Origin of the sequence: Pseudoalteromonas sp. SR41-4, from assembly GCF_014163985.1 — a bacterium.
In the GTDB taxonomy this organism is placed as follows: Bacteria; Pseudomonadota; Gammaproteobacteria; order Enterobacterales; family Alteromonadaceae; genus Pseudoalteromonas; species Pseudoalteromonas rhizosphaerae.
On record NZ_JACJEI010000012.1, the window covers coordinates 107,707 to 134,266 of the forward strand.

General features: G+C 40.2%; 22 protein-coding genes. 9 read left to right on the top strand and 13 right to left on the bottom strand.

Annotated features, from left to right (window positions below; all coding sequences use genetic code 11):
* Positions 1-39 precede the first annotated feature (39 nt).
* From H5180_RS11660 to rnd, 3 genes are all read left to right on the top strand, one after another.
* Positions 40-891, top strand: a complete 852-nt coding sequence (locus tag H5180_RS11660) for an alpha/beta fold hydrolase (RefSeq protein WP_145236301.1) — start codon at positions 40-42, stop codon at positions 889-891.
* A 120-nt stretch (positions 892-1,011) separates the two neighbouring features.
* Positions 1,012-2,664, top strand: a complete 1,653-nt coding sequence (gene fadD / locus H5180_RS11665; protein WP_145235691.1) for a long-chain-fatty-acid--CoA ligase FadD — start codon at positions 1,012-1,014, stop codon at positions 2,662-2,664.
* A gap of 49 nt (positions 2,665-2,713) precedes the next feature.
* Complete coding sequence (gene rnd / locus H5180_RS11670) at positions 2,714-3,844, top strand: ribonuclease D (RefSeq protein WP_182758281.1); 1,131 nt, start codon at positions 2,714-2,716, stop codon at positions 3,842-3,844.
* Positions 3,845-4,113: 269 nt separating this feature from the next.
* Here the strand turns inward: rnd and H5180_RS11675 are convergent, their stop codons facing one another.
* The 7 genes from H5180_RS11675 to H5180_RS11705 all read right to left on the bottom strand — a co-directional run bounded on the left by H5180_RS11675 (position 4,114) and on the right by H5180_RS11705 (position 11,684).
* Complete coding sequence (locus H5180_RS11675; RefSeq protein WP_145235683.1) at positions 4,114-4,986, bottom strand: sugar phosphate isomerase/epimerase; 873 nt, start codon at positions 4,984-4,986, stop codon at positions 4,114-4,116.
* Between the two features lie 73 nt (positions 4,987-5,059).
* On the bottom strand, positions 5,060-5,821 hold the full coding sequence (locus H5180_RS11680; protein WP_182758282.1) for a gluconate 2-dehydrogenase subunit 3 family protein: 762 nt from the start codon (positions 5,819-5,821) through the stop codon (positions 5,060-5,062).
* Between the two features lies 1 nt (position 5,822).
* Positions 5,823-7,502 (bottom strand): GMC family oxidoreductase, encoded by a 1,680-nt coding sequence (locus H5180_RS11685; protein ID WP_182758283.1) that lies wholly within the window; start codon positions 7,500-7,502, stop codon positions 5,823-5,825.
* Between the two features lie 2 nt (positions 7,503-7,504).
* Entirely contained in the window at positions 7,505-8,197 is a 693-nt protein-coding gene (locus H5180_RS11690) for a DUF1080 domain-containing protein (RefSeq protein WP_145235673.1), read from the bottom strand.
* A gap of 37 nt (positions 8,198-8,234) precedes the next feature.
* On the bottom strand, positions 8,235-9,449 hold the full coding sequence (locus H5180_RS11695; RefSeq protein ID WP_145235670.1) for a sugar MFS transporter: 1,215 nt from the start codon (positions 9,447-9,449) through the stop codon (positions 8,235-8,237).
* 18 nt (positions 9,450-9,467) lie between these two features.
* Positions 9,468-10,520 (bottom strand): sugar phosphate isomerase/epimerase, encoded by a 1,053-nt coding sequence (locus tag H5180_RS11700; protein WP_182758284.1) that lies wholly within the window; start codon positions 10,518-10,520, stop codon positions 9,468-9,470.
* Between the two features lie 3 nt (positions 10,521-10,523).
* Entirely contained in the window at positions 10,524-11,684 is a 1,161-nt protein-coding gene (locus H5180_RS11705; protein ID WP_182732277.1) for a Gfo/Idh/MocA family protein, read from the bottom strand.
* A 162-nt stretch (positions 11,685-11,846) separates the two neighbouring features.
* On the opposite strand from H5180_RS11705, the gene H5180_RS11710 reads away from it, so the two are divergent.
* Positions 11,847-12,572 (top strand): AraC family transcriptional regulator, encoded by a 726-nt coding sequence (locus H5180_RS11710; protein ID WP_182758285.1) that lies wholly within the window; start codon positions 11,847-11,849, stop codon positions 12,570-12,572.
* Here H5180_RS11710 and H5180_RS11715 read toward each other — a convergent pair.
* Positions 12,569-13,444, bottom strand: a complete 876-nt coding sequence (locus tag H5180_RS11715; RefSeq protein WP_182734191.1) for a BadF/BadG/BcrA/BcrD ATPase family protein — start codon at positions 13,442-13,444, stop codon at positions 12,569-12,571. The genes H5180_RS11710 and H5180_RS11715 overlap by 4 nt on opposite strands.
* A complete protein-coding gene (locus H5180_RS11720; protein ID WP_182758286.1) occupies positions 13,437-14,177 on the bottom strand; it encodes a copper homeostasis protein CutC in 741 nt (246 codons plus the stop codon). The genes H5180_RS11715 and H5180_RS11720 overlap by 8 nt, the downstream gene beginning before the upstream one ends.
* A gap of 399 nt (positions 14,178-14,576) precedes the next feature.
* Between H5180_RS11720 and H5180_RS11725 the strand changes: the two genes are divergently transcribed.
* The 3 genes from H5180_RS11725 (at position 14,577) to H5180_RS11735 (ending at position 21,684) form a co-directional block, all read left to right on the top strand.
* Positions 14,577-17,561: a TonB-dependent receptor gene (locus H5180_RS11725; RefSeq protein WP_182758287.1), complete on the top strand. Its 2,985-nt coding sequence runs from the start codon at positions 14,577-14,579 to the stop codon at positions 17,559-17,561.
* A 158-nt stretch (positions 17,562-17,719) separates the two neighbouring features.
* The gene (locus H5180_RS11730) at positions 17,720-20,569 is read left to right on the top strand and encodes a discoidin domain-containing protein (protein ID WP_182758288.1); all 2,850 of its coding nucleotides are present in this window, start codon (positions 17,720-17,722) and stop codon (positions 20,567-20,569) included.
* Between the two features lie 116 nt (positions 20,570-20,685).
* A complete protein-coding gene (locus H5180_RS11735) occupies positions 20,686-21,684 on the top strand; it encodes an isoaspartyl peptidase/L-asparaginase family protein (protein WP_145235649.1) in 999 nt (332 codons plus the stop codon).
* 222 nt (positions 21,685-21,906) lie between these two features.
* Here the strand turns inward: H5180_RS11735 and minE are convergent, their stop codons facing one another.
* From minE to minC, 3 genes are read right to left on the bottom strand one after another with little or no spacing between them, the layout of a single operon-like run.
* Positions 21,907-22,176, bottom strand: coding sequence for a cell division topological specificity factor MinE (gene minE / locus H5180_RS11740; protein WP_145235646.1), 270 nt, complete (start codon positions 22,174-22,176; stop codon positions 21,907-21,909).
* Between the two features lies 1 nt (position 22,177).
* Positions 22,178-22,987: a septum site-determining protein MinD gene (minD, locus tag H5180_RS11745; RefSeq protein ID WP_145235643.1), complete on the bottom strand. Its 810-nt coding sequence runs from the start codon at positions 22,985-22,987 to the stop codon at positions 22,178-22,180.
* Positions 22,988-22,992: 5 nt separating this feature from the next.
* Positions 22,993-23,697, bottom strand: coding sequence for a septum site-determining protein MinC (gene minC, locus H5180_RS11750; protein WP_145235640.1), 705 nt, complete (start codon positions 23,695-23,697; stop codon positions 22,993-22,995).
* Positions 23,698-23,866: 169 nt separating this feature from the next.
* Here minC and H5180_RS11755 point away from each other — a divergent pair, with 169 nt between their 5' ends.
* Both H5180_RS11755 and H5180_RS11760 read left to right on the top strand, forming a co-directional pair.
* Positions 23,867-24,148: a YcgL domain-containing protein gene (locus H5180_RS11755; protein ID WP_145235637.1), complete on the top strand. Its 282-nt coding sequence runs from the start codon at positions 23,867-23,869 to the stop codon at positions 24,146-24,148.
* A 4-nt stretch (positions 24,149-24,152) separates the two neighbouring features.
* Entirely contained in the window at positions 24,153-25,169 is a 1,017-nt protein-coding gene (locus H5180_RS11760) for a lytic transglycosylase domain-containing protein (protein ID WP_145236295.1), read from the top strand.
* A gap of 270 nt (positions 25,170-25,439) precedes the next feature.
* Here H5180_RS11760 and H5180_RS11765 read toward each other — a convergent pair whose 3' ends face one another.
* Positions 25,440-25,901, bottom strand: a complete 462-nt coding sequence (locus H5180_RS11765; RefSeq protein ID WP_220493090.1) for a hypothetical protein — start codon at positions 25,899-25,901, stop codon at positions 25,440-25,442.
* Between the last annotated feature and the right edge of the window lie 659 nt (positions 25,902-26,560).

Here is a 26,560-nt window from a genome sequence, read left to right on the forward strand (position 1 = left end):
TTTACGTTAAACAAACTAAAAACAAAGGGGAATTACGCAGTGCATCCATTTTCAGTTCAAAGTGGCGCATTAACACTTCATGGCCTAACATTTGGGCAAGGAAAAGAGGTTGTCATTGCATTACATGGTTGGCTTGATAATTGTCATAGTTTTTTACCCATGTTAGAACATAACACCTTAACTGCAACTTGGTATTGTGTAGACTTTCCTGGACATGGTTTATCAGATTGGCGTGGAAGCGATGCACACTATTATTTCATTGATTACATTGATGATATTTATAACTTAATCGAGCAACTTGGGGTTAATAAAGTACACTTGGTTGGTCATTCTATGGGCGCAATGGCCGCTGGTCTTTTTGCCAGCTGTTTTCCTGATAAAGTAAATACGGTCACTATGATAGAAGGACTGGGAGTTGTCACAACACCCAGTAAAAAAGTGGTCGAGCAGCTTAGAAATGCAATTTTGAATCGACGTCGTGTAAATAAAAAAGCACCCCGACAGTACGAGTCAAAACAAATAATACACCAAGCACGGGCGGTACAAAGTGACTTACCTTTGGATTTAATAGCACTTTTGATGGACAGAAATATACGAGAAACTGAACAAGGATGGCTGCTAAGAACTGATCCAAAGCTTAAAAATCATTCAGGTTTTAGATTTGATGAGCAACAATGCATAGCGGTAATAAGCGAAATAAATGTGCCGTGCCAATTAATTCTAGGCAGTGAAGGGTATCAATTTATTAGTGATAATTTAAATAAATATGCTAATTATTACAAAAGCTTAATAGTAAATGAAGTTGAAGGTGGCCACCACTGTCATATGCAAAGCCCTGAGCAGTGTTTACAGCAGATTCATGCCTTTATGCTGCAAACTGGTGCATGTTAATTGTATATTTGCACAAAATGTGGGAATATTTGCGAATTAGAGTGATTGCTCAATTGTGAAATTGCCTTACTTAGTTTAAGGTTTAATAAAAATAAATTATAAATAGAACAGGAGCTAAGAGTGGACAAAATTTGGCTGAAGCGCTACCCAGAGGGTATGCCTGAAACAATCGATCCTGAGCACTACAACTCGTTGTTAGAAGTGTTTGAAAAAAGCTTCACTGACTACAAAGACTTGCCTGCTTTTACCAATATGGGTAAAACATTGAGCTATGATGAAATAGACCAAGCAACAAAACGTGTTGCTGTGTATATTCAAAAAGAGCTGGGATTGAAAAAAGGCGATAAAGTGGCTGTAATGATGCCAAATTTATTACAAACACCTGTTTCAATACTCGGTATTTTACGTGCCGGTTGTGTCGTAGTTAACGTTAATCCGCTTTACACTGTACGTGAGCTTGAACATCAATTAAATGATTCAGAAACATCAGCGATTTTTATACTGGCTAACTTTGCAGACACGCTTGAAAAAGCATTGCCGCACACTAAAGTAAAACACATCGTAGTTACCCAAGTGGGTGATATGGTGGGTGGCTTTAAAAAGCACTTGGTTAACTTTGTTGTTAAGCATATTAAAAAAATGGTGCCAAGCTATTCATTGCCTAACCCCATTAAGTTTGAAGCCTTACTTGCAGCGAACGAAAAAGATTACATTAAACCTGAAGTGTGTTTATCTGATATTGCTTTTTTACAATATACCGGTGGCACAACGGGTGTCTCTAAAGGTGCAATGCTGACCCATGGCAATATGGTAGGTAACTTAGAGCAGGTTTCTGGTTGCTTAGATCAAGTGTTAGAACGTGGCAAAGAAGTTGTTGTCACTGCTTTACCGCTTTATCATATCTTTGCACTAACAGCGAACTGCTTAACGTTTATGAAGTATGGTGGATTAAATTTATTGATCACTAATCCGCGTGATATGAAAGGCTTTGTGAAAGAATTAGGCCAACATAAATTCACCGCGATCACGGGTGTAAATACATTATTTAATGGTTTGTTGAACACACCGGGTTTTGCCGAGCTTGATTTTTCAAGTTTGAAAATGTCCCTTGGTGGTGGTATGGCTGTACAGCGACCTGTTGCTGAAAAATGGCAAAAGATCACCAGTAGCAAATTAATGGAAGGGTATGGTTTAACTGAGTGTTCGCCATTAGTTACTGTCAGTCCTTATGATCTAGATTCATACAATGGTTCGATTGGTTTACCTGCACCTAATACTGAGATCAAGTTGATGTTAGATAATGGTGAAGAAGCAGCCAAAGGTGAGCCGGGCGAATTATGGGTTAAAGGTCCACAAGTGATGGTTGGTTATTATAATCGTCCTGATGCAACGGCTGAGTGTTTGCAAGATGGTTGGTTTGCCACAGGGGATATAGCCACTTATGACGATGAAGGATTCTTTTATATTGTTGACCGTAAAAAAGATATGATCATCGTATCTGGCTTTAATGTGTTCCCAAATGAGATCGAAGAAGTGATTGCAATGCATGAAGGTGTTTTAGAAGCAGCAGCAATTGGTATCCCTCATGATGTTAGCGGCGAACAAGTTAAAGTTTTTATTGTTAAAAAAGACCCATCTTTGACTGAAAAAGATATAATAAAACACTGTCGTGATAATTTAACTAATTACAAGGTCCCTAAACTGGTTGAGTTTAGGGATGAATTGCCAAAAACAAACGTTGGCAAAATACTCAGACGAGCCTTGAAAGATTAGCAAGCTAAAAAAGCCGACATATGTCGGCTTTTTTATTGTAGGAGATTAAGTGCAATATCAATTGATCCAAACCCAAAATCAATTAAATGAGTTTGTAGAGCAGATCCGTAACAAACCCACCTTAGCAATTGATACAGAATTTATGCGTCGCCGTACTTTGTATCCTGAAGTTGCCCTTATTCAAGTTTATGACGGCGAACATTTAGCATTAATCGATCCGCTAGCCGAGCTATCATTGTTTGATTTTTGGCAGATTCTACGTGATCCTGCGGTGTTAAAAGTCTTGCATTCACCGTCGGAAGATATTGAAGTATTTCAAAAATACGCCGGCTTCGTACCAGCTCCCTTATTTGATAGCCAATTTGCCTTGCAATTATTAGGCAATGGCAACTGCATGGGCTTTGCTCATATGGTAAAAAATTTACTCGATATTGAAATCGACAAAAGCGAATCACGGACCAATTGGTTACAGCGTCCGCTAACAATTAAACAACTCGATTACGCTGCAGCTGATGTATTTCATTTATTACCGTGCTTTAAAATTATTATTGAACAAATCAACGACGCTGGTTTCTTTGATATTGTGATCAATGAAAGTGAGTTGATTGCACAAAAACGGGCTTATCAAACACCGGATGAACATCTGTATCGAGACATTAAAAATGCTTGGCAATTAAAACCTGCGGATCTTGCTGTATTAAGAGAGCTTGCGGCTTGGCGTCGTAACAAAGCGATACGCAAAAATTTAGCGCTTAACTTTGTATTAAAAGAGCATTGCTTGGTTGAATTGGCAAAACGCAAACCAACGAGTTTAACTGCAATGCGTAATGTCCCAGAAGTCGATAGCATCGAAGTTAACCGCTCGGGCGTTGAAATCTTAAAGTGTATTGAAAAAGCTAAAGTGATCCCTGTTGCAGATTTTCCTGAGCCACTAAGACGACTTATTGACTTTCCAAGTTATAAAAAAGTAGCCAAAGAAATTAAACAAAAAATCACTGCAGTTGCTAAAAAACAGGGCATTCCAGAAGATGTATTTGCATCTAAAAAGCAAATCAACCAGTTGATCAGTTGGAATTGGAAGTTAACCAGCGCTGAGCGTGAACAGACTCCAAAGCCCGATTTACTTAACTCATGGCGTTATGAATACTTAAAAGACACACTGAAAGAGTGGGATGTATAATTATTAAGAGTTCATAGGGACTAAGATAGTTAATGTACTATTGTTAGTCCCTACTGTTTGTGTCAGAGGGTGTAATACCAATCGACTTAAATATTTAACCATTCTAGCGAGCTAAATAAAGCGCTAACTGCGTTATAATTTTTTCAATTAGAACAATTACATGGCAAAATTTATGCCTTGTTATCACTGTATTTATCTGTCGCTATAAATGGTCAGTAACTTAACACGATTGGTATAATAAGTTATTTTATCAATGATGTAGGTTTACTTTATTCGCCCATTTTAGCGAGGATCTTATCTAAATTAACTTTAGATTTAGCCACGCTTTGCATTGGTGTTAACCCATTCGGGTATTCTTCTTGCTCTACGACTAGCCACTGAGTGGCGCCATCAACAATCAATGTTTCTATTATTTTTTGCCATGGATAATCATTTTCACCTAATATAGGACTTAAGCCATCGTTAGGATGGGTGCGAACTTTTAAGTGGGTTGCCAGGGTTCGTCCTGGGTATTTTTTAATGAAATATTCAGGATCTTTTCCTGCATAATGTACCCAACCTATATCAAGCTGCAGTGGCAGGGTATATGGCGTATTACTGGCAATAGCGTCCCAGTATGTCGCGTTTTGGAATTGATTAAACTCCTTATTATGGTTGTGAAAACCGATGTGCATAGCATAGCGCTGAGCGATTTCATTAACCTGAGTGAGTTGTTCGGTCAGAGAGGTGATTCCTTGTGGCTGCCAAGCTCTTTCATCCCAAGGTACAAATAAAATCGAAACACCAAGGGTTTTATAAAACAATAATGTGTCTGCTAAGGTGTCATCCGTTAAGGAATCAAAGCCGATATGTGCGCTACTAGCGACTAAATTTAGTTTCGCGAGTTTGTCCTTCAGTGCACTTGGATTGTTCTTATAAGGCCCAAAGTCACCTGCAAATTCCACACCTTGAAAGCCCATATCAGCAATAGATGAAAGGGTGCCATCAAAATCCGCTTTTAAGGCATCTTTAACAGACCAAAGCTGAACACTAACGGGGAGTAGTTGTTTGCTTGTTTTTGCATAGATAGACAGCGAGTTTAAAACACAAAAAATAAACAGAATTGAAATAACATAATTAAATAATGATTTGATTTTGAACATAAAAAACACCTAGGAGGAAAAGCAGGGAATTGCTCCCTGCTTAGGGCTGGGCTAGCTAAAAAATAACTTAGCGTTAACTGGCAACTGAATCTTGATAAGCATACTCGGTCAAACCCAGTTCAGCTAAAACGCTATCTAAATGGGCTTTTGCTTCGTCAGTAGGTCCTGGGTAATCGCCTGCAATAGGCACATTGCCTAAATAGCCAATATCTTTACAACCTTGCGGTGTACAAAAGTAGGCACCAAGTACAAGGTTTTTAAAGCGTAAAAAAGCATTACCAATGCGTTGAAACTGCGCAGGGGTTTCATCATCAAAATAAGCAATATCATTTAAGATGGCTGTTTGTTGCTCTTTTTTCAATGCGACAAATGGTGCTTTATAACGCAGCACAGCCTCATCATCGATCCATGCTAATCCGTGTAAAATAGTAACGCGGTCTTTTTGTTGACCGTTATAAGGTGAGCTTACCCACTCATCAATCACACTCGGTACATTTACCTCAGTTGCACTTGGGTTGTTACCTTCGCTAGGCACGATATAATCGGCTAACACCGCAACTAAATTTAATTGTGCTTGAGTTAATGTCAATGGCCAAGGTGATTGTGGTGGCATAACCATATTGGGATCAGTGCCATAACCTTTAGCTGTTATAGGTTGTAAATCTAAGTCAGGCCAATGTCCTTTATCACTAATTTTCTCTTCTAACGCTTTACTACACCCTGCTGAAAGTAATACGGCGGAACCTGCGGCTAATAAACCAAGCCACTTTAACGATTCACGACGTGTCATGCCGGAAATATATTTGTATGAGTCAACACGATCTTCATTATGCATGTTACAGCGCTCCTTGTTCTATTTGTTTGGCTATCCAGGTTGAATTACGCATTGCCAATGTCATGATGGTTAATGTGCAATTTTTATGTGGATTAGAGGCAAATACCCCTGCATCCATCACAAATAAGTTGTCGCAATCCCATGTTTGGCCCCATTGATTGGTCACTGAATCCTTTGCTGAGCTACCCATGCGAGTGGTGCCTACTTCATGAATGATCTCGCCACCTTTTGAAATTGCTTTTTCAGCAGCAGGTAATTTGCCCACAGTAGCTCCTAGATTTTCAAGGATCTGTTTCGCTGTTTTTAAGCCGTGCTCAATTTGTTTTAGCTCACGATCTGACCATTTGAAATGAAATTTCGAAACCGGAATGCCCCATTTATCTTTAACATTTTCATCAATTTCCATGTAGGTATCATCGTTGGGGAGCATTTCTCCGCGCAGCGCAAAGCCAACATAAGATCCATAGGCATCACGAACTTGTTGTTTTAGTTCAATACCATAACCACGTTTATCGCCAGAGACTCCAGAGCCAGGTTGATTAAAACCGCTACTGATCTCAAAGTGATAACCACGAGGAAAATCAAGCTCACCTTTGGCATGTGCTTTGTGTCCCCACCAAGGAATAAATAAATGGTTCCCAGTGTGGCCATCTTCGTTATAACGTGGGCGACCTTTTAATGCTGGAACTTGCGCACCAAGCCAAGCACCGGTTGAATCCATTAAGTTACGACCTACTTGGCCACTTGAGTTAGCTAAACCTTTGGGATGCTTGGCGTGTTTTGAATTTAGCAAAATACGTGCGGATTCGCAGGCACTAGCGGCAAGGATCACGATATCTGCTGTTAGTGTTTTTTCAGCTACGGTTTGCTTATCTATATAAGTAATACCCGTTACTTTACCGTCATCATTAACAGCCACTGATTTAACCATTGCATCAGTAATTATTTCTAAATTCCCAGTTGCTTTTGCCATAGGTAATAATGAGGTTGTAGTTTGAAACGCCGCGCCGATTGAGCAACCATGGCCACAAGGTGTTGCATAAAAGCATGCCATACGATCATCTTTTGGCCGAGTTAATACTGCTCTGTGCATAGGCACGGCTGCGATACCCAGTTTTTTCGCACTGGCAGCAATAAGTAACTCAGGAATTCGCGGCGTTGGTGGTGGCTGTAATACCCCAGGTGCAGATGGCGGCATATCATCAAGGCCGGTATTGGTGCCGCAAATACCCACTAGTTCTTCCGTTTTATCGTACCATGGTGCGATATCATCATAAGTGAAAGGCCAATCTGCGCCGTTGCCATCTTGGCTCTTACCTTTAAAATCATGTTCACTAAAGCGTAATGAGTAACGTCCCCAGTGATTAGTTCTTCCACCTAGCATGCGCGCACGCCACCAGTAAAAATCAGTGCCTTTGGCGTTAGTGTAAGGCTCATCAGGAACTTGCCAGCCACCATCGACGGTTGCATCGTAAAAGCCAAAGTTTTTGTCTTTATTTCCTGCGCCCATTAAAGGAGCTTCACTGTTACGGCGAAACATTGGGCTTTCTTTTTTTGGATCGTAATCACGCCCCGCTTCAAGTAATAATACTTTATGGCCTAGTTTAGTTAAGGTATAAGCGGCCATTGCGCCACCTGCGCCGGAGCCAACAACCAGTACTTTATGATCAAATGTAGACATGCTTATAGTTCCTTAATTTTTATATTTTTAAACCACACTTTGTCACCATGGTCTTGAAGACCTATATGTCCTTGCTCTGCCGCAGCAAAGTTACTCCAAGTAGCAAATTTGCTATTTGCGACAAGGGTATTCCATGTTGTGCTGCCGATTACTATGCTTAATGTACTTATGCCATTTTGCCAAACCTGCAAGTGTTTATCTTGCATACGAATACGAACACTATTCCAATTATTGGCTGGTTTATGCGCTGTTGTCGGGGCTGCAAACAGATCGTAAAGAGAGCCAGCCAAGTGTGAGTCTATTTTGTTATCTGGGTGCTCTTCGTTATCAATTATTTGAATTTCAGGGGCGTGAGAATAAATCATACTGCCAGTTTCATCTGCCAGCACAAAAATACCGCTATTCCCTTTAGTTGAAATTTTCCAATCTATTTGTAAATCAAAATTGCGATAGACTTTTTTCGTGAGTATGTCGCCGCCGCCTTTAGTGAGTAACATTGCGCCATTGTCTATGGTCCATTTTGGGCTGAGTGTCTCACTTTTAAAATTGCGCCAGTGCGACATATCTTTGCCATCGAACAGTAATTGCCAGCCAGCTGATTGTTCTTCTTTAGAAAGTTGGTTATCGGGTGTCTTAGCAAAAGCACTGCTACTAAAAGCCAGTGCAATTGACAACATCGAGATTGATTTAAGCATATAATACCCCTTATTTTTTGTGTGTTACTTGTTATGACTAAACGTATTTCTCAACGTTTTTATTTTTTGTTATAAACAGATGAAGACCAATAAATACAATGATCAGTACAATCGGAAAAACCAGTAGATTTTGTAATACAGCTTGTCCTGCGAGCACTTCAACTTGTTCTACACTGACACTAGTTGTTTGTGCTTGTGTTCGCGCATTATCAATCCAATGGCCTATGACGGGGTTCCAGATACTCATTGCAAACATGCCAGCTCCACCAATTAACGACATGCCAAGTGCACCTGTTTTTGGGGCATACTCAGCGACACAACCGATCATGGTTGGCCAAAAATAAGTAACGCCAACGGCAAATAGTGCTGCGGCAAGGTAGATGGTATTACCTTGCGCTTGGCTCATTAAAAATATCCCTAGTGTTGAAAAAATGGCTGAGCCCAGTAGGACACCCGATGGACTAAAGCGGTGCACAATCGGGCCCGCAAAAAACCGACCTAATGCCATCAATCCGGTGATCAAAGCTAAAATAACCATAGGCGAAGCGCCTGACGAGCCAAGGATTTGCTCAATCCATTGCTGTGTGCCAAATTCGGTGACTGCTGTCAGTGTCATGCAAATAATGAGAAACAAATACAGCGGCGAGAGTAAGTGTTTTAAGTTGCTGGTGGTTGAATTTTGCTGTGTATCAAACTGTGGAAATTTCGCTTTAAGCATCATCACACCATAAATAATGGTGGGCACAAGGATCAGCGAAACTTGCCATTGCCAGCTGAAGCCAGCGGATGTCATTGCATTTGAAGCTAATGCACCAATTACGATCCCGCCAGGAAACCAAACATGAAAGCGGTTTAACATAGTGGTGGTGTTTTTAGGATACATTTGGGCGATCAGTGGATTACAACCGGCTTCAACCGATCCATTGGCAAAGCCAATTAAAAAGGTAGAGATCAATAATCCCCAAAAACCATCTGCAGTGATAGTTAAAATAAGTCCGCCTAGGTGGCAAATAAACGCTAATGCAACCAACTTTTTAGCACCAATCGCGTTATAAATGATGCCCCCGAGCATGGTTGCAACCGGAAACCCTAAAAATGCCATGGCATTTACCCAGCCTAGCTGTGTACCAGTGAGGCCGAACTGCTCGCCTAGTTGTCCTAAAACGCCAGCCCTTATTGCGAAAGTCATTGATGTGACAATTAATGCAATGCAGCAAAGCCGAAAAATAATACGATTATTGTTGTTATTCATTGTGTGTGACCCTGTTTATTAAATACCTAATATCCGCTTATTTCGCTGATCATTTGTGTCCATTGCGCTAAAGTCATCAAATGCTTTAGCCGTAGGGCGGATCAAATGCTCTTTTATAAATTGTGCGCCTTCTTTCGCCCCATCTTCAGGATGTTTAATGCAACACTCCCACTCTAGAACTGCCCAGCCATCAAAACCATATTGCGTTAATTTGCTGAAGATACTTTTGAAATCAATTTGGCCATCACCTAAGGAGCGAAACCGACCAGGGCGGTCTTGCCAATCTTGATAGCCACCATAAATACCGCTGCGACCATTTGGATTAAACTCTGCATCTTTGACGTGAAATGCTTTAATACGATGGTGATAAATATCAATAAATGCTAAGTAATCAAGTTGTTGTAAAATAAAATGGCTGGGATCATAAAGAATATTTACCCGTGGATGATTATTTGTGGCAGCTAAAAAGCGCTCAAACGTTACGCCATCATGTAAATCTTCCCCTGGGTGAAGTTCATAGCAAACATCCACATCCATTTCATCAAAGTAGTCGAGGATTGGCAGCCAGCGTTTCGCAAGTTCTTGGAATCCTTGCTCTACCAGTCCTTTTGGACGCTGCGGCCAAGGGTAAAAAGTATGCCAAAGTAGCGCTCCTGAAAAAGTCACATGACTTTTTAAGCCCAAATTTTTACTGGCTTTAGCGGCCATCATTAACTGATTGATGGCCCATTTAGTTCTGGCTATAGGATCACCGCGTAGTGCTTGAGGGGCAAAATTGTCAAACATGTCATCATATGCCGGATGAACGGCTACGAGCTGCCCTTGTAAATGAGTTGATAACTCTGAAATTGTAAGCCCTGCCTGTGCAGCAATACTAGCCACTTCATCGCAATAATCTTGGCTTTGGGCTGCTTTTTCTAAATCGAAAATACGAGAATTTGCAGTCGGTAGCTGAATTGCTTTGTAGCCTAAATTTGCTGCCCACTGACAAATAGTGGCAAAGCTGTTGAAAGGAGCTTCATCGCTGATGAATTGTGCTAAGAAGATCGCTGGACCTTTAATTTGTTTCATTTTTTATCCAATTTTAAATGGTTGCCACTTAGTGTCTTTGCTCGACGCTGCTACAGCATTTTCTATAAATGCCATTCCGCGAATTGCTTCTTTAATACCAGGCACGTCGAAGTCACTGTTAGATGCTGAGTATCCGGCTTTTTTTGCGTGAATTTGTTTTGCAAAATTGACATAGATATTGGCAAATGCTTCAAGGTATCCTTCTGGATGGCCTGCAGGTGTTCGCAGTGAATTTTGTGCCGCAGTACTTTTTAGGCCAACACCTGCACGTAATAGGGTGGTTGGCGCGTTATGACTTTTGAGCCACAAACTATTTGGTTCCATTTGTGACCACTCAAGACTTGCTTGATCGCCATAAATACGCAAATTAAGATTGTTTTCTTCTCCTAATGCAACTTGGCTGGCAAGAAGTACTCCCTTAGAGTCGTTGTTAAAGCGCAGTAAAACGGTGCCATCATCATCGAGTGTTCTGCCTGCAACAACATGATTTAAGTCAGCGCATAGTGCGGTGATTTCTAGGCCGCTCACGTATTCAGCTAGATTTGCAGCATGCACTCCTATATCAGCTATACAACAACTAATACCGGCCTTATCAGCATCTAAACGCCATTTGGCTTGTTTGGCATTTTCATCTTCGCTGGTGGCAAGCCAACCTTGGCTGTACTCAACAATAATTTTACGAATAGCGCCCAGCTCGCCATCAGTAATACGTTGGCGCGCTTCTTTAATCATCGGGTAACCAGTGTAGGTATGAGTTAATCCATATAAACAATCACTGGCTTGCAGAGTTTTTTCTAATAACAGCGCTTGTTCTAAATTTAGGGTGGCTGGCTTATCTGATAAAACGTGAAAACCTGCTTCAATTGCACACTTTGCAATTGGGAAATGCAAATGATTTGGCGTCACTATTGCCACAAAATCAATTCGTTGATCGGCAGGTAACTTAGCTTCTTCGCTAAACATTTGTTGGTAGCTGTCATAGCAACGATCTGGATTTATTCCTAGCATTGCAGCTGTAGCTTGGCTGCGTGATGGATCTGAACTAAAGGAGCCTGCGACTAACTCAATTAAGCCATCTAAGCGTGCAGCAATGCGATGGATTGCACCAATAAATGCACCTTGTGCACCACCGACCATCCCCATGCGGATTTTGGCATTATTCATGAAAAAGCTCCATGTCAGTAATCGTCTACTGAGTTTAGTTAATATCATGTTATTGATAATAAGGAATGAACAGCGTAAGGGATAATAAAAATTCGGTTGACAATGCAACAAAATCGGCGTTTTATATATTATTGCGAATTGATATTTATAGAATATATTATTATGGAAGTACAAGGGATTATAAATAAAGCGGGCGTAAATCAACTGATCGCGGCATTTGATTTATTACCTGATATTTTGTTTTGGGTTAAGGATTCTGATAGCCGAATTTTATACGCAAATCAACACTTTATTGAGCATCAAGGGTATAAGTCATTAGAGCAGATTTTACTTAAAACTGATTTTGACTTTTCATCCAAGCACTTAGCATTTCAATATGTCAATGACGATAAACGCGTAATGAATGGCTATGTTGTTACTGATCGTTTGGAGCTAAACCAAACCTCAAATGGTGAATTGGCCTGGTTTTCAACGTCCAAAAAAGCGATTTTAACTGACGATGGTCAGATACTGGGCACCTATGGAGTTACACGGCATTTACAAAAAACATCAAAGGCTTTGTCGCATGTAAGAGCGATTGAAGGGCCAGTAAATTATATACGTGAACACTATCATCGTAATATCTGTATTGAAGAACTTGCCGAGCTTGCTCATTTATCGGTAAGTGCGTTAGAGCGGCGTTTTAAAAAACATTTAGCAAAAACACCTAATCAATTTATTAATGAAATACGTTTAGAAAACGCACGTAAGCTACTTGTTGAAACTCGTTTACCTATTTCACAAATAGCCTATCAATGCGGTTTTTCTGAGCCTAGCTATTTCAGTAAACAATTCAGACGCTTATTTGGTGAGATCCCTTCGCAAATGCGCGACCAAATTGAGCCCTAAGCCAGCCGTTTAGCTAATTGAATAGCGCCTTGCTCGGGCAGGTAATGCGCATCACATAGATAACCTTGTGCTTTGGTAGATAACCAAGGAGTAATTTTCTCGGCTGTGCCTCCCATTAATGTAATGTTGTAATAGCCGTGGCTAACTAAATGATCGATATAACGGGTAATATAGCGCGCTGCTTGCTCTAAAATAATAATGGCCCAAGGATCATCTTGCATTGCGAAAACTAAAGGCGCAAAACCGGCAAAAAAAGCGGGTTTGGCATTGAGTGCTAATTCTGTCAGTTGGTTACTTGTATCACAACTAAGCTGTGCCAATAAGGTATTTATTAATGGGCTTGAGGGGGATAAGCCATCTAAAACCTCTAATGCATAACGAAATAAAGTTAAACCAATCCAGCCTCCGCTTGCGCCATCACTTAATAATAATCCATGGCCTCCTAATTCAATAACGTTACCGTTTTTTATTGCTCCAGCACAAAAGCCAGTGCCTAAAATAATAATCGCACCACTGTTATCACCATGGGCACCTTGACAGGCTATGTGTAAGTCAGTTGAAAAGTTAAATTGTGCAAATGGATGCTGCCACTGTGCCATCTTTTTATTTGCACCGGCAATGCCAGCGCCAGCGAGTCCTGCATAGGCATAAATTGCCCCGAGTGTTGATAGCCCTAAACCAGCCTGTTGTAATGCGTGTTTTGTTGCATCAATAATGGATTGCTGCGCCACTTCAACGGAGGTTGCAATATTTGCTGCACCGCTTACTGCCTCAGCAAGTAGGGTGCCTTGTGCGTTTTCAAGCCTGACTCGGCATTTTGTACCGCCGCCATCAATACCTAAATACAGGGGAGGTTGAGAGTGGTTAGTCATTTTTAGCCTGCTCGTTAGTTCGTTGATTTAAAATTGCGTTAATTAATAACGGATCCACCCAGCCATCCTTGTTGTGTACGCCGGAGTAGGCATGTAGTGACACTAAATTATTGTTGGCAAGTTGCCAAAGTGTACTTGCATTATCAGTGGTTACGCCACCACCAATAACAATTTCTATATGATCATTGGCGTGGCTAATGATTGTTTGTAAATGATTAAGACCTTGCATAACGCCTTTATCATCAGTCCATTTAGTGCCATTTGTGAGGATACGATCAATGCCCAGTTCAGTTAATAGGCCAATTGCCTGTTCGCTGTCTTCTATACAATCAAAAGCGCGATGAAATGTCGTTGCTAAATTATATTTATGTGCGCAGGCAATAAGCGCTGTGGTAGCTGCGATATCAACGTCATTGGCGTTTAGCGCACCAAAAACAACACCGGTAGCACCTGCGTGCGCCGCGTGTGCTATTTGTGTAAGCATTAGCTTCAGTATTGTTGCATCAACAATAAATTGATTCGCAACAGGTCGTATCATGATAAGCAACTCGCCTTCTGAGGGCATTGCATGAGCTGCAATAGTCATTGCTGTTGCACTAGGAGTGAGACCTTCAAGTTGCATTGTGCTGCAAAGTTCAATTCTAGAGGCGCCAGCTGTAAATGCGGTTTTTACATTATCAGCTAACTGAATATGACTATCTGCGTTTAAACAGACTTCTAAATTTTTACGCATTGTTTCGTTCCAAAATACCAGCGATGTTGTTAACAATAAAATATTTAATTATATTAGATTATAATAAAATAAATAAAATTCATTTGTAAATCATGTTCTTATTTTTGTTTTTTTACTTTTCATGAATATGGGAAGTGTTTTTATATGCCATTAATTTAAGTTGACGACTATAAACTAGCTCAGCACTAATTGGATCTTTTTTTAACCTTAACGCCGATTTTGTTCTAGAGGCAACCGAATTTCTATTATCACTTTCTTCGACAGAACCCTATTCTTGAAAAGCAGTTTAACAAGCTATTAACTCAGATATGAAACGCCTTAAAGTTTATTGGCACGGATTATCGTGGGTTTTAAGTTACTAAGTACAATCAATAGCACACAATAATACTGGAGATAAACATGACCAATAATAATAACAGTCGTGAATCGGCGGGTCTTGCTCGGCGATTTAAGAAATCTGCATTGCTTCTAGCGGTGATGGCAAGCTGTAATGGCGCATACGCACAAGATCAACAAAATGAACAAGAAAGCGATCTAGAAGTAATAGAAGTCAGGGGGATTCGCGCCTCGATGGCAGAAAATTTAGCGATTAAGCGACTGTCCAATTCGATTGTTGATGCAATCACCGCAGAAGATATAGGTAAATTTCCAGATAAGAATGTGGCCGATTCTTTACAACGAGTACCTGGTGTTGTGATATCTCGCAGTGGTGGTGAAGGCGAGAATGTTAGTATTCGTGGGTTGTCATCTGATTTAACCCTCACTCAACTTAACGGTAATTTTATTGCTTCATCACCGGGTTCTCCATCTCGTTCTTTTAGCTATTCTTTACTGCCTTCGACTATGGTGCAATCGGTTGAAGTTTTTAAATCATCGGAAGCTCGCTTAGATGAAGGCGGTGTAGGTGGTACGGTTATTCTAAATAGTCGTACGCCATTGGATATGGATGCAAACTCTGGTGCATTTAATGTTGAATACACTTATGCTGATGTAACAAAAGAGTATGAGCCTAATTTTAGCGGTGTGTATTCTTGGAAAAATGAAGATGAAAACGTTGGCTTTTTACTCGGTTATACTAAGCAAGATCGTACTAACCGCTCTCTGACTGGAGATATGTCAGGCGGAGGTGGTTGGCGATGGGCAACGGGGAGCGAGCAGCCAGCAACTGATGTAAATGGCAATGAAATTACTGACAGTACTCGGCGTTTTGGGGCGTTAGAAGATGCGTATGGTAATTCCTATGATGGTGTATGGGCACCGCAAGTTGCCGGTGTGGGCATTACTGAGGAAAAGCGCGAACGTGTTGGTGTGCAAGCGACAATGCAATGGCGACCAACAGATAATTTAGAGCTGACATTTAATCACTTTCACTTTGAATTAGGTCAAGATAGAACTACTTCACAACTGATGATCCCTGAATGGAAATATAACCCTGACTATTTAACCGGTGTAATACTTGATGAAACGGGCTCTATTGTTACTGGAATGGATTTCACCAGTGGTGCAGGCGGTAGTGAAGGCAATTTAGAGTTTCCTTGGATCATAGGTAGTTATACAAAAGAAAAAGATACTTCAGATACGTATGACTTTGCATTTGAATATGCAGGTGATGTCTTTGACCTTAAAGGCAAATTTGGTCGTACGAAGGCAAGCGGTGGGCCATCGGAGTCATTTAATGCAGCGTATAAAAGCGGTCAGCCTGGCAGTCGTAGTGATTCAGGAAAAAATGAAAATGCGGCATCGTTTGCAGGTTGGCGCTTAGGTGAACGTGTTTCTTTATATGCAGATCCAGCATTACTTGCGAATTTACAAGCAGGTATTGCAGGTGATCCTGATCCAGGTTCAACAGGCTCAAGTTTCATTGTCAGTGACTTAAAAGAAGACTATGGTCAACTTGATTTAGATTACCATGTTGCTTATGGCATAGTTGATACATTGCGTGTGGGAGTTAAGCATCGAAAAGCAAGTCTGCATCGGGAAACCAATAATACATTTTTTATTACTCAAGATGGTGCCGATCGCATTGCTAGTGGGGAACTTGATCCATTCAGTCAAGGTGCAATAGATGAAGTTGCCTATCAGTGGATTGGTGGCATGCCAAACCTTGAGGACGTATTAAATAAAGAATCGGAACAAAATATTGCGGGTGGGTTTGAAGTTAATACTATGCCGAGTATTAATTGGCAGCAATATCGGGATATTGTTACTAATGAATATGTTAAATATACACGCCGTGAACCCGATTTTGTTTTTGATATTGAAGAAAAAATAACAGCTGCTTATCTTCAAGCTGATTTTTCGTTTGGTGATTTTCGCGGCAATGTCGGCGTTCGTTATGTAGAAACGCAAACACAAATTATGTCTTCAGACAAAATAAACTACTTTTTAGATGATATAAATGATGCGACCGGTGAAGATATTCTTGGTGATGAGCGTTTGGTTGATGTTGAAACTACCACATTACGCACTGTCAAAGATGACAGATTCCTACCTAGCTTAAATTTAGTCTGGGAAGCGAGTGATTCTCTGGTTATCAGAGCCGCAGCTGCCAAAACTATGTCACGCGCACCTTTTAATGATTTAGGTGCACCGGAACAATTAACCTTCATATCACAAGAGTGGGCTGACGACCGACTCGAATTTAGAGGTAACCCAGTTGATCAAGGTTGGAGTGGATCGGGTGGTAATAAAGCATTACAGCCATTTGAATCTGTGCAACTCGATTTATCAGCTGAATATTATTATGGAAATGGTTCAGCGGTTGGCATCGCATTATTTAATAAGGACGTTGATAATTTCATAGTGCCTTTGATCATTACTTCAGAACGTCCATTCGATGGTTTTACAAATCCTTTTACTGGCGTTGAAATTGTTCCAGCTGGAGACATCACAGTAACACCATTTACCACCACTGCAAATGGTACTAATGCCACTTCTCGCGGAATCGAATTATTTGCTCAACATGCTTTTGATAATGGTTTTGGTATCAATGCTAACTATACCCTCAATGATACTAATCAAGCTGATGTCAGTGTTGATGGTGAAAAAGTAGGTGAATCAGCCTTAGTGGGCAGTGCCGATGATCAATTCAACTTTTCAGCTTACTTTGAAGACGATAACTACAGTGTTCGGGCATCTTATAACCGCCGTGGGAAAATGGCCTTAGGATTAGCTGATGGCTTAACTGTATCCCAAGAACCTTATCAACAAGTTGATTTAAATGCGTCATACAGCGTGATGGAAAATTTAGTGCTCTCGGCATCGGTTATTAATTTAACAAAAGAAGAGTCACGAACATTCTATGGTGATGATAGTAAAGCGCGACTTCGCAGTAGCAGCTATAGCGGTCGCCGGTATTATGCTGGACTAACCTATCGGTTTTAATTGTTAAGGTTTGGCTAAAACGTTTTATCAACAGGCTAACTAAGCACTTGTTAAAAAGAGTTTTTACGTACTCAGTGACAAGTTATAACCGTTTAATAAAACAAAATGAATACGGTTAGTTAGCGTGTTATCAACAGCTGATTTTAAAAGGCAAAATTATGAATACACTAAATATATTTAAACTTGTAGGGACCTCACTTTTAACTGCAAGTTTACTTAGCGCATGTGGTGGATCAAGTAATGACCCAAAAGTAGATAATGTACCAGTAACACCTGATGTTACACATGCTGAAATTGCAGGGACAATAATCAAAGGTGTTTTATCAAATGCAGATATCGCCGTTACTGCGCTCAATGGTAGTAATTTAACAATAAACAGTGCCAGCAATACCGATCAAGAGGGCCGCTTTTTTATTGAATTAAGCAGTGAGGCAGGTTTTGGGATCAATTCCACCGTAAAACTTAATATTTCAACCACGGATAGTTCTACAATGCAATGTGATGCGCTGCGCTGTGGTGATGCTGAATTTACACAATTAACCAGTGGTGCAGCAATTGCTGGGAGTGTATTTTCAACGTTAGGGCAATTAACGGTACCTTATGGCAATGATGCCGATGGTGTTGCAGACACAACTTTGCAAGCCAACGCATTAACAACTTTGGCGACTCAACTTGTAGAGCAACAAATTGCTGATGGTCGAAATGTATCAACTGCAGAGTTAATGGCATTAGCACAGGCGCAAATGTCTGCGTTGTTGTTGCGAACTATGGGTTGGCAAACGGGCAATACTAATGTTTTTAACATGGCAGTGATAAGTGCTGACAAGCTCGACAACTTCATACTAGGTGAAAGTTGTGAAGAAAATGATAGCGCAGAACAAGTATGCTCAACGCAATATGCAGATGAGGCAATAATTAAACTATCGTTGTTAAATGCTTCTTTTGCACAGTTTAGTGAATCTGATAATTTAAAATCAGTGATGGATAATGCGCAGCAGAATATTAGGGCTGCACTAAACGATGACGCAGATGCGCTAGCTGCCTTTCGTCAGCGTATTTATGATGCCATTAGCAGTCACCCTCTAATCACTGAACTAGGCTTAACTGCAGATTCGATAGTTGATCTGTCATTACCGCTTTTTGATGAAGCATTATCAACAGGCCCACTTCAAGAAATCACCACACAAGAGAACTTAACTGGTGCAGTATTTACAGCTAGAAACGCAATTAGTGATGCTGAAAGTGCAGCTAAAGCCTTTGATAATAACCTAGATACTAAATGGCTTGATCATAATGATTGGTTGGGGGCACCAAGTGAAGCATCACCTTCATGGATACAAGTTGATTTTGCAAAGCCACAGGCTGTAAATAGTGTATTCATTACCAGTGCTAACGATGCGCCAGAGCGAGACCCAGAGAATTTTACCATATTGGGGTCTAATGATGGTGGAAAAAGTTGGTTTGAGCTTGCAAATATTATTGGTGCATCATTCGAGGATCGGCTTTCTCGCCAAGAATTTAGCTTCGTTAATGGACAAAAGTACCTTAGTTATCGATTTAATATTACAAAAAATAAAAACAATGATGGGTTAGTGCAAGTTTCGGACATTCAGATGGTAGGCCCTGTTTTTACAAGTGTTGATCATACTGATATTACCAGCGGTACTACCAGTGCTAGTAATAGTATTGGGGATGCAGAAAATGCAGATAAAGCATTTGATAATGACCCTACAACAAAGTGGTTAGATCACAATGATTGGCAGGGGGCTCCAACTGAAGACAAGCCATCATGGATACAGATGGACTTTGTAAGTCCTGTAGCCGTGGATCAGTTAGTAATTGTCAGTGCTAATGATGCGCCTGAACGTGACCCAGAAAACTTTGCTTTACTAGCTTCTAACGATGATGGCACCACGTGGCAAAAACTTGCAACTTGGGTAGGAGAATCATTCGACTCTAGAGCACAGCGCAGAGCGTTTTCTTTTTCTAATCAACTAGCATTTAGTAGTTATCGTTTAGAAGTGACCAAAAATAAGAATAATGATGGTTTATTACAAATAGCTGATATCGATTTAATTGGCCCTGAATTGCCAGGAGAAGATCATAGTAAAGTTGCAGGAGCAAGCTACAGCGCACGTAATAGTATCAGTGATAGTGAAGGTGCAGCGCAAGCATTTGATAATAATGTAAATACCAAATGGCTTGATCATAACGATTGGCAGGGACCACCAACTAATGCTGATCCAGCTTGGTTGCAAGTTATTTTACCGCAAGCAAAAGCAGTTAATACACTGACACTCACAAGTGCAAGCGATGCCCCTGAGCGCGATCCTGAATCATTTACTTTAATGGCATCGATGGATGGTGAAAACTGGTTGGATATCGGTGCATGGGTCGGCGAAAGTTTTGATCAGCGCCTAGAAAAAAGAACGTTTCCTGTGGCAAATACACTCGCGTATAGCCACTACCGACTTGCTGTAACTAAAAATGCCAATAATGATGGTTTAGTACAAATTGCCGAAGTTGGTTTAATTGGTCCTGACTATGCTTTTAAAGATCTAACTTCACTTACCGGTAGTGTATTTAGTGCCCGCTTTAGTATTGGTGATGCAGAAAGTGCAGATAAAGCATTTGATGGTGATATACAGACCAAATGGCTGGATCATAATGATTGGCAAGGAGCGCCAACAGAAGAAAATCCAGCATGGATCCAAGTTGATTTTAGTGATCCGCAAACGGTCAGCGGTCTTGCAATAACCAGCGCCAATGATGCACCTGAACGAGACCCTGAGAACTTTAGTTTATTAGGTTCAAATGATGGAGGCCAAACCTGGACTGTTGTTTCATCATGGTTAGGCGAAAGCTGGGATGAGCGTTTACAACGTCGTTCATTTGAATTCAATAATGGTTTTGCTTTTTTAAGCTATCGTCTTAGCATTAGCAAAAATGCAAATAATGACGGATTACTACAAATTGCCGAAATCGAGTTACTCGGATTAGAAAAATAATTTTAATTACTTACAGGTCAGAGGGCTATCCCTCTGGCCTTATTTTTAATGATTCTGAGTGGGACTTTAAATAAAGCTGCAACGATATTACTAAAATGAATAACTAGGATTTAGTCATGAATAGTAAAAGACAATTTTTAAGACAATCGATAACCGCTGTACTAGCCGTAGGAGCGAGTACACTGACGGCAAAAGTATTGGCTCAAAAACAGGTCGTTAATAAATCAATTAAAAGCTTAAATTCGCAACTTAAACCCATAGTGGTCTCAACGTGGCAACATGGTATAGCGGCTAATAAAGCCGCGTGGCAGGTACTTGCTGAGCATGGTAAAGCCATTGATGCTGTGGAAGCCGGTGTGCGAATTCCTGAAGCAGACCCAAATGTGATGACAGTAGGATATGGTGGTTACCCTGACAGAGAAGGCAACGTTACTCTCGATGCCTGCATTATGGATGAAAATCAAAACTGTGGCGCAGTTGCATTTTTACAACACATTAAGCATCCCATCTCGGTTGCCCGGTTAGTGATGGATAACACCCCGCATGTGATGTTAGTAGGTGAGGGGGCGCTGCAATTTGCTAAATCACAAGGGTTTATAGAAGAAAACTTATTAACTCCGCAAGCCAAAAAGGCCTGGCAAGATTGGCTGGTGGAATCAAAATATGCGCCCGTGATCAATATTGAAAACCACGACACAATCGGCATGTTAGCGCTTGATAGTAATGGCGATTTATCTGGGGCGTGTACCACTAGTGGCGCGGCCTTTAAAATGTCAGGCAGAGTAGGTGATTCGCCCATTATAGGTGCCGGTTTGTACGTTGATAATGAAGTCGGTGCTGCAACGGCAACGGGCATGGGCGAGTTAATGATAAAAACGGTAGGCTGCCATTTAGTAGTTGAAATGATGCGCCAAGGTATGACACCTACTCAAGCGTGTAAGGCCGCAGTTGAGCGAATTGCCCATAAGCTGGGTGATTATAAACAGTTTCAAGTCGGTTTTTTAGCCTTGAGTAAATCTGGTGAATATGGCTCTTATTGTATTCAACCTGGTTTTAATTATGCAGTTACCTCAAAGGCAGGAAGTAAATTACTTGATTCGGCGAGTATTCTTTAAGTGCCGAATTAAAGAGTTTAAATAATGCGTGGTATTTTTTTAAATATGTGCAGCAAACTATAGAATTTTATTTATCATAATGTCCTTTGATTGATACCTATAGCTAGACTAACAATCAACGACTGAGCTTTTTGTAACAGGCAATGATGTTGAACAGGAGTAATTTGAACATTAAATAAAGTAATAAAATGTGAAAAGGGCGCTCTAATAGCGCCCTTTTAGTTATTTCTTTTCTTTCTCTTCGTCAGGTAAAGTGACGTTGAGCTCTAATACCGCTAAGTCATCTTCGTTTTGATCGAATTGGACTTGAACCGCGTCATTACTGATGTTGACGTATTTACGGATAACATCAAGAATATCCTGTTTTAATTGTGGTAAGTAATCAGGTGTACCACGCTGTGAGCGCTCATGCGCAACAATGATCTGCAATCGCTCTTTTGCTAGTGACGCTGTATTTTTCTTTTCTGAGCGGAAGTAGTCAAGTAGTGACACGTTAACCTCCAAATATCCGTTTGAACAAACCTTTCTTTTCTACATCTAAGAAGCGAAATTCGACTGTTTCACCTAATAAGCGATTAATTGCATCGGCATAAGCTTGCCCAGCATCAGACTCTGTATCTAATATAACTGGCTGGCCTGAGTTTGATGCACTTAATACCGCTTGTGATTCAGGTATTACACCTAACAATTCGATAGAAAGAATATCTTGCACATCTTCAACTGACAGCATTTCACCTTTAGCTACTCGCTCTGGGTTATAACGAGTCAGTAATAAATGTTCTTTTATGTTTTCAAGCCCTTCTTCAGCACGTTTAGATTTGCTATGCAAAATACCTAAAATACGGTCTGAATCGCGAACTGATGATACTTCAGGGTTCGTTGTTACAATTGCTTCATCAGCAAAGTACATCGCCATCATAGCGCCGGCTTCAATCCCTGCTGGCGAATCACAGACGATATAATCAAAGTCTTTTTTCAGCTCGTTTAATACGCGTTCAACACCTTCGCGAGTTAAAGCATCTTTATCGCGAGTTTGTGAAGCAGGTAATAAAAATAATTTATCTACCCGTTTATCTTTGATAAGTGCTTGATTTAAATTTGCTTCACCGTTTATAACGTTAACAAAATCATAGACAACGCGACGTTCACAGCCCATGATCAAATCAAGGTTACGTAAACCGATATCAAAATCTATAATGACTGTTTTATAGCCCTTAAGTGCTAAACCTGTGCCAATTGCTGCACTTGATGTAGTTTTACCTACACCACCTTTACCTGACGTAACGACAATGACTTTTGCCATAAGATTTATCCTTTAACCAAAGCTGAAATTTCTAATGATTCATTTTTTTGTTGGATTTGTGCAGCGTTGCCCCAGAACTCACCTTGCAGAGAATCGCTGATCCAGTAGTTGCCATTGATAGAAACAAGTTCTGCTTCTAATTTTTGGCAAAAAATACGTGCTTCGTTGTAACCTTGTGCGCCTGCTATTGCACGACCACGTAATGTGCCATAAATATGTACATTGCCATCAGCAATCACTTCTGCACCATGGCTTACCGCACCAATAACGATTAGGTCACGGTCTTTAGCATACACTTGTTGACCAGAGCGCACTGTGCCATTGATAACTTGGGCAGGTAAGTAAACTGTTTTCTCAACAATTGAAGTATTACTCTGCTTTGTAACAGGTTCACTCTTAACGTCTTGTGAATAATTTAAAACTGAGAGCCCAGCGGCTTTGGCTTGCGTATGTTGCTCATCAGAGCCATTACAGACTCCAACAGCATTAAAGTTCATTCGTTCTAATAAAGACTTTAGATGAACAAAATCAACAAGATTATTTTTTATCTCAATTAAATTAACAACAATAGGAGCACCCTCAAAAAAACGAGGGGCTTGGGCAATTTTTATATACAGTTGCTCAGCTAACAGGTTTATATCAGTACTATAAAGATGTAAAACTGATAACGTAAAAAGATTCCCTTTTAGCTCAAAAGTTTGGTCCGACATACACGCTCAATTGAATAGTGTGATCAGAAATCAATTTTAGATAAACGCAGGCTGAATAAGGCCTGTGTTTATATGGATAAGGTGAAATTTCTAATCTAATTTTTCTAACTTATTATGACTCTCATGTTATAGTGTGCAGCACTGTTAAGCAAGATTTTATAGGGTCATAATGCTGACTGCGGTATATAAAAGTAAGAAAAAAGCGGATACCTTCCTTTTCGTAGAAAAAAGAGATGATTTTAGCAAGGTACCGGAACCTTTAATGGCTATGTTCGGTCAACCTCATTACGTAATGTTAATTAATTTAGCAAAACGAACGCATTTAGGCGGGGCTGATTTAAGTTTGGTTGAGAAATCATTAACTGATGTCGGGTTTTATCTCCAGTTACCGCCACCTGAAGCTAACTTACTAGCTGAGCATAGAAAACAAAATGGAGTTGATAGTGACTAAACATATAATGACTAAATTGGCTGCAATTTTATGTAGTGCCTGTATCAGTACATCGGCACTGGCCAAGACCCAAGCACAATTTGATGAATATGTTGCAGGTTTAAAACAAGAAGCAGCACAAAAAGGCTACGATAGTCAATTAATTGAAGATGCCTTCGCTACAGCACACTTTAAAGAAAAGGTAATTTCTGCTGATAAAAATCAGCCTGAAGTTAAAGAAACCTTAGAGACTTACTTACCAAAGCGTGTGCCACAATGGAAAATTGACCGCGCACGTAAACTATACGCTGAAAATAAAGATATTTTAGAACAAATTGCAGCCGAGTACGGCGTGCAAGCTCGCTTTATTGTTGCGTTATGGGGCCTTGAAAGTAATTTTGGTAAAATCCAAGGTGGTCACAACGTTATTTCATCGGTAGTCACGCTGGCTTTTGATGGCCGTCGCGAAACTATGTATAAAAACCAACTATGGGCCGCGCTTGATATTTTAAAGGAAGGGCACATTACTTTAGATAAATTCAAAGGTTCATGGGCAGGTGCAATGGGGCAAACGCAATTTATGCCAACCTCATTTAATGCCTACGCGGTAGATTATGATAAAGATGGTCGAAAAGATATTTGGACCACCCAAGTTGATGCCTTTGCATCAATAGCTAACTATTTAAAGCAAGCTGGCTGGAATAGTGATCTTACTTGGGGTCGTCAAATTAAGTTACCACAGAGCTTCGAACCTAGCTATGTATTGCAACGTGGAACTAAAACACGTACTCAATGGTTAGAGTTTTGGGCTGATTCAGAGCGTTCGTTAGCTGATTGGCAAGCTTTAGGTGTACGTAAAATGGATGGTACTGATTTACCAGCCGTAGATGTAACGGCGGCATTGGTTATGCCTGATGATATGAATGGCCGTATGTATTTAGCTTATGATAATTACAAAGCGTTAATGCATTGGAACCGCTCATATTACTTTGCCACCAGCGTTGGTTACTTATCAGACCGCATAGGTTATCCAGCGATTTAATAAGTAATTAGGTGCTAGGCTCTAGGTAATTAGGTACTAGGGCGTTTACAGAAAGCGCGAGTTTATCTCGCGCTTTGCTTTGTAAAAAATGTATAAACTTGCAAGGGTCGGTAGGCTTTAAGTTGTATGTCCGGAGTTAAACTTGACTGCGTAGGTTGGGTAGAGTGCAGCGAAACCCAACGAAAAATCCTCTGTAAACCTGAACTAATAAACTGCATTAATTAATAAGCGTTATATTTATTCTGTGTTGTGTTTAAAAGCTTGTTATAACTACTTTTTCACCAGCTTCAAATTATAAAAATTATCTCTTATAAACTTATAAAGCCTTAAATCAGGCCCATGTTCTATTAAATCTTTAATAGGCAAAGTCCACTCATCAAAACCTTTCATTTTAATAACCAATATGTGCATCTCAGCTTCATCTGCATTACTACCTGTGACAGCACGCTTATGGCCAATTTCATAACGCATGGATTCTAGTAAGTCTTTATGGATAACATCAGTACCGAATACGCCATCTCTAATATGTAGTCTACCTTTGCTAATCCATGCTGCTGGTTTAGTTCCATTTTTAAACCAAAATATGAATGAAGCTAAGTAGCAGAGAATAATAATTGATAATGAATAAACCCATTCAAACTCAAGTTCTGCAAGTAAAAGTACCACGAAAATCATTGGTGATAGAGAGGCTAAAAATATCTGAAAATAATCTCGATTTCGAGGTAATATCATAATTAAATTTAACACCATTCCTTAGATAGTCTAGCGGCTCAACCTTCCTATTCGGGTAATTGGCAACACACTAATTATTTTAAATCGTGATAATTCCAGCAATAACTACTTTTGTAAACAGTTAATTAAACTAACTGGAATTATGGCTTGTAATTTTGCAACAAAACAACGGTGAATAAAGCTATCGGAAAAATCGCAATCTGTATTTACTTGTTACCTAACAGGTACAAGTTATCTTTTTTATTTACCACAAAGGTGCTTAGCGCTGCACCGAGTAAAAATTTTTGGACTTTTATTTACTTCTCGGTGAACTCGGTGTGCTCTGTGGTTAATTTCTTTAGTAACTAGCAACCTAACAAACCGCGTTTCAATAATGTAGTCAGGATTGTCAAAATGATGCCAACATGAGATTAAATTAGGTATTTGTCTGGCTCTAACTAGCACAACTTATCTTTTTATTCACCACAGAGAACACAAAGGCGCTTCGCGCTGCACAGAGTAAGAATCTTTGAACTCTTATTCACTCCTCGGTGAGCTCTGTGGTTAATTTCTTTAGTAACTAGCAACCTAACAAACCGCGTTTCAATAATGTAGTCAGGATTGTCAAAATGATGCCAACATGAGATTAAATTAGGTATTTGTCTGGCTCTAACTAGCAC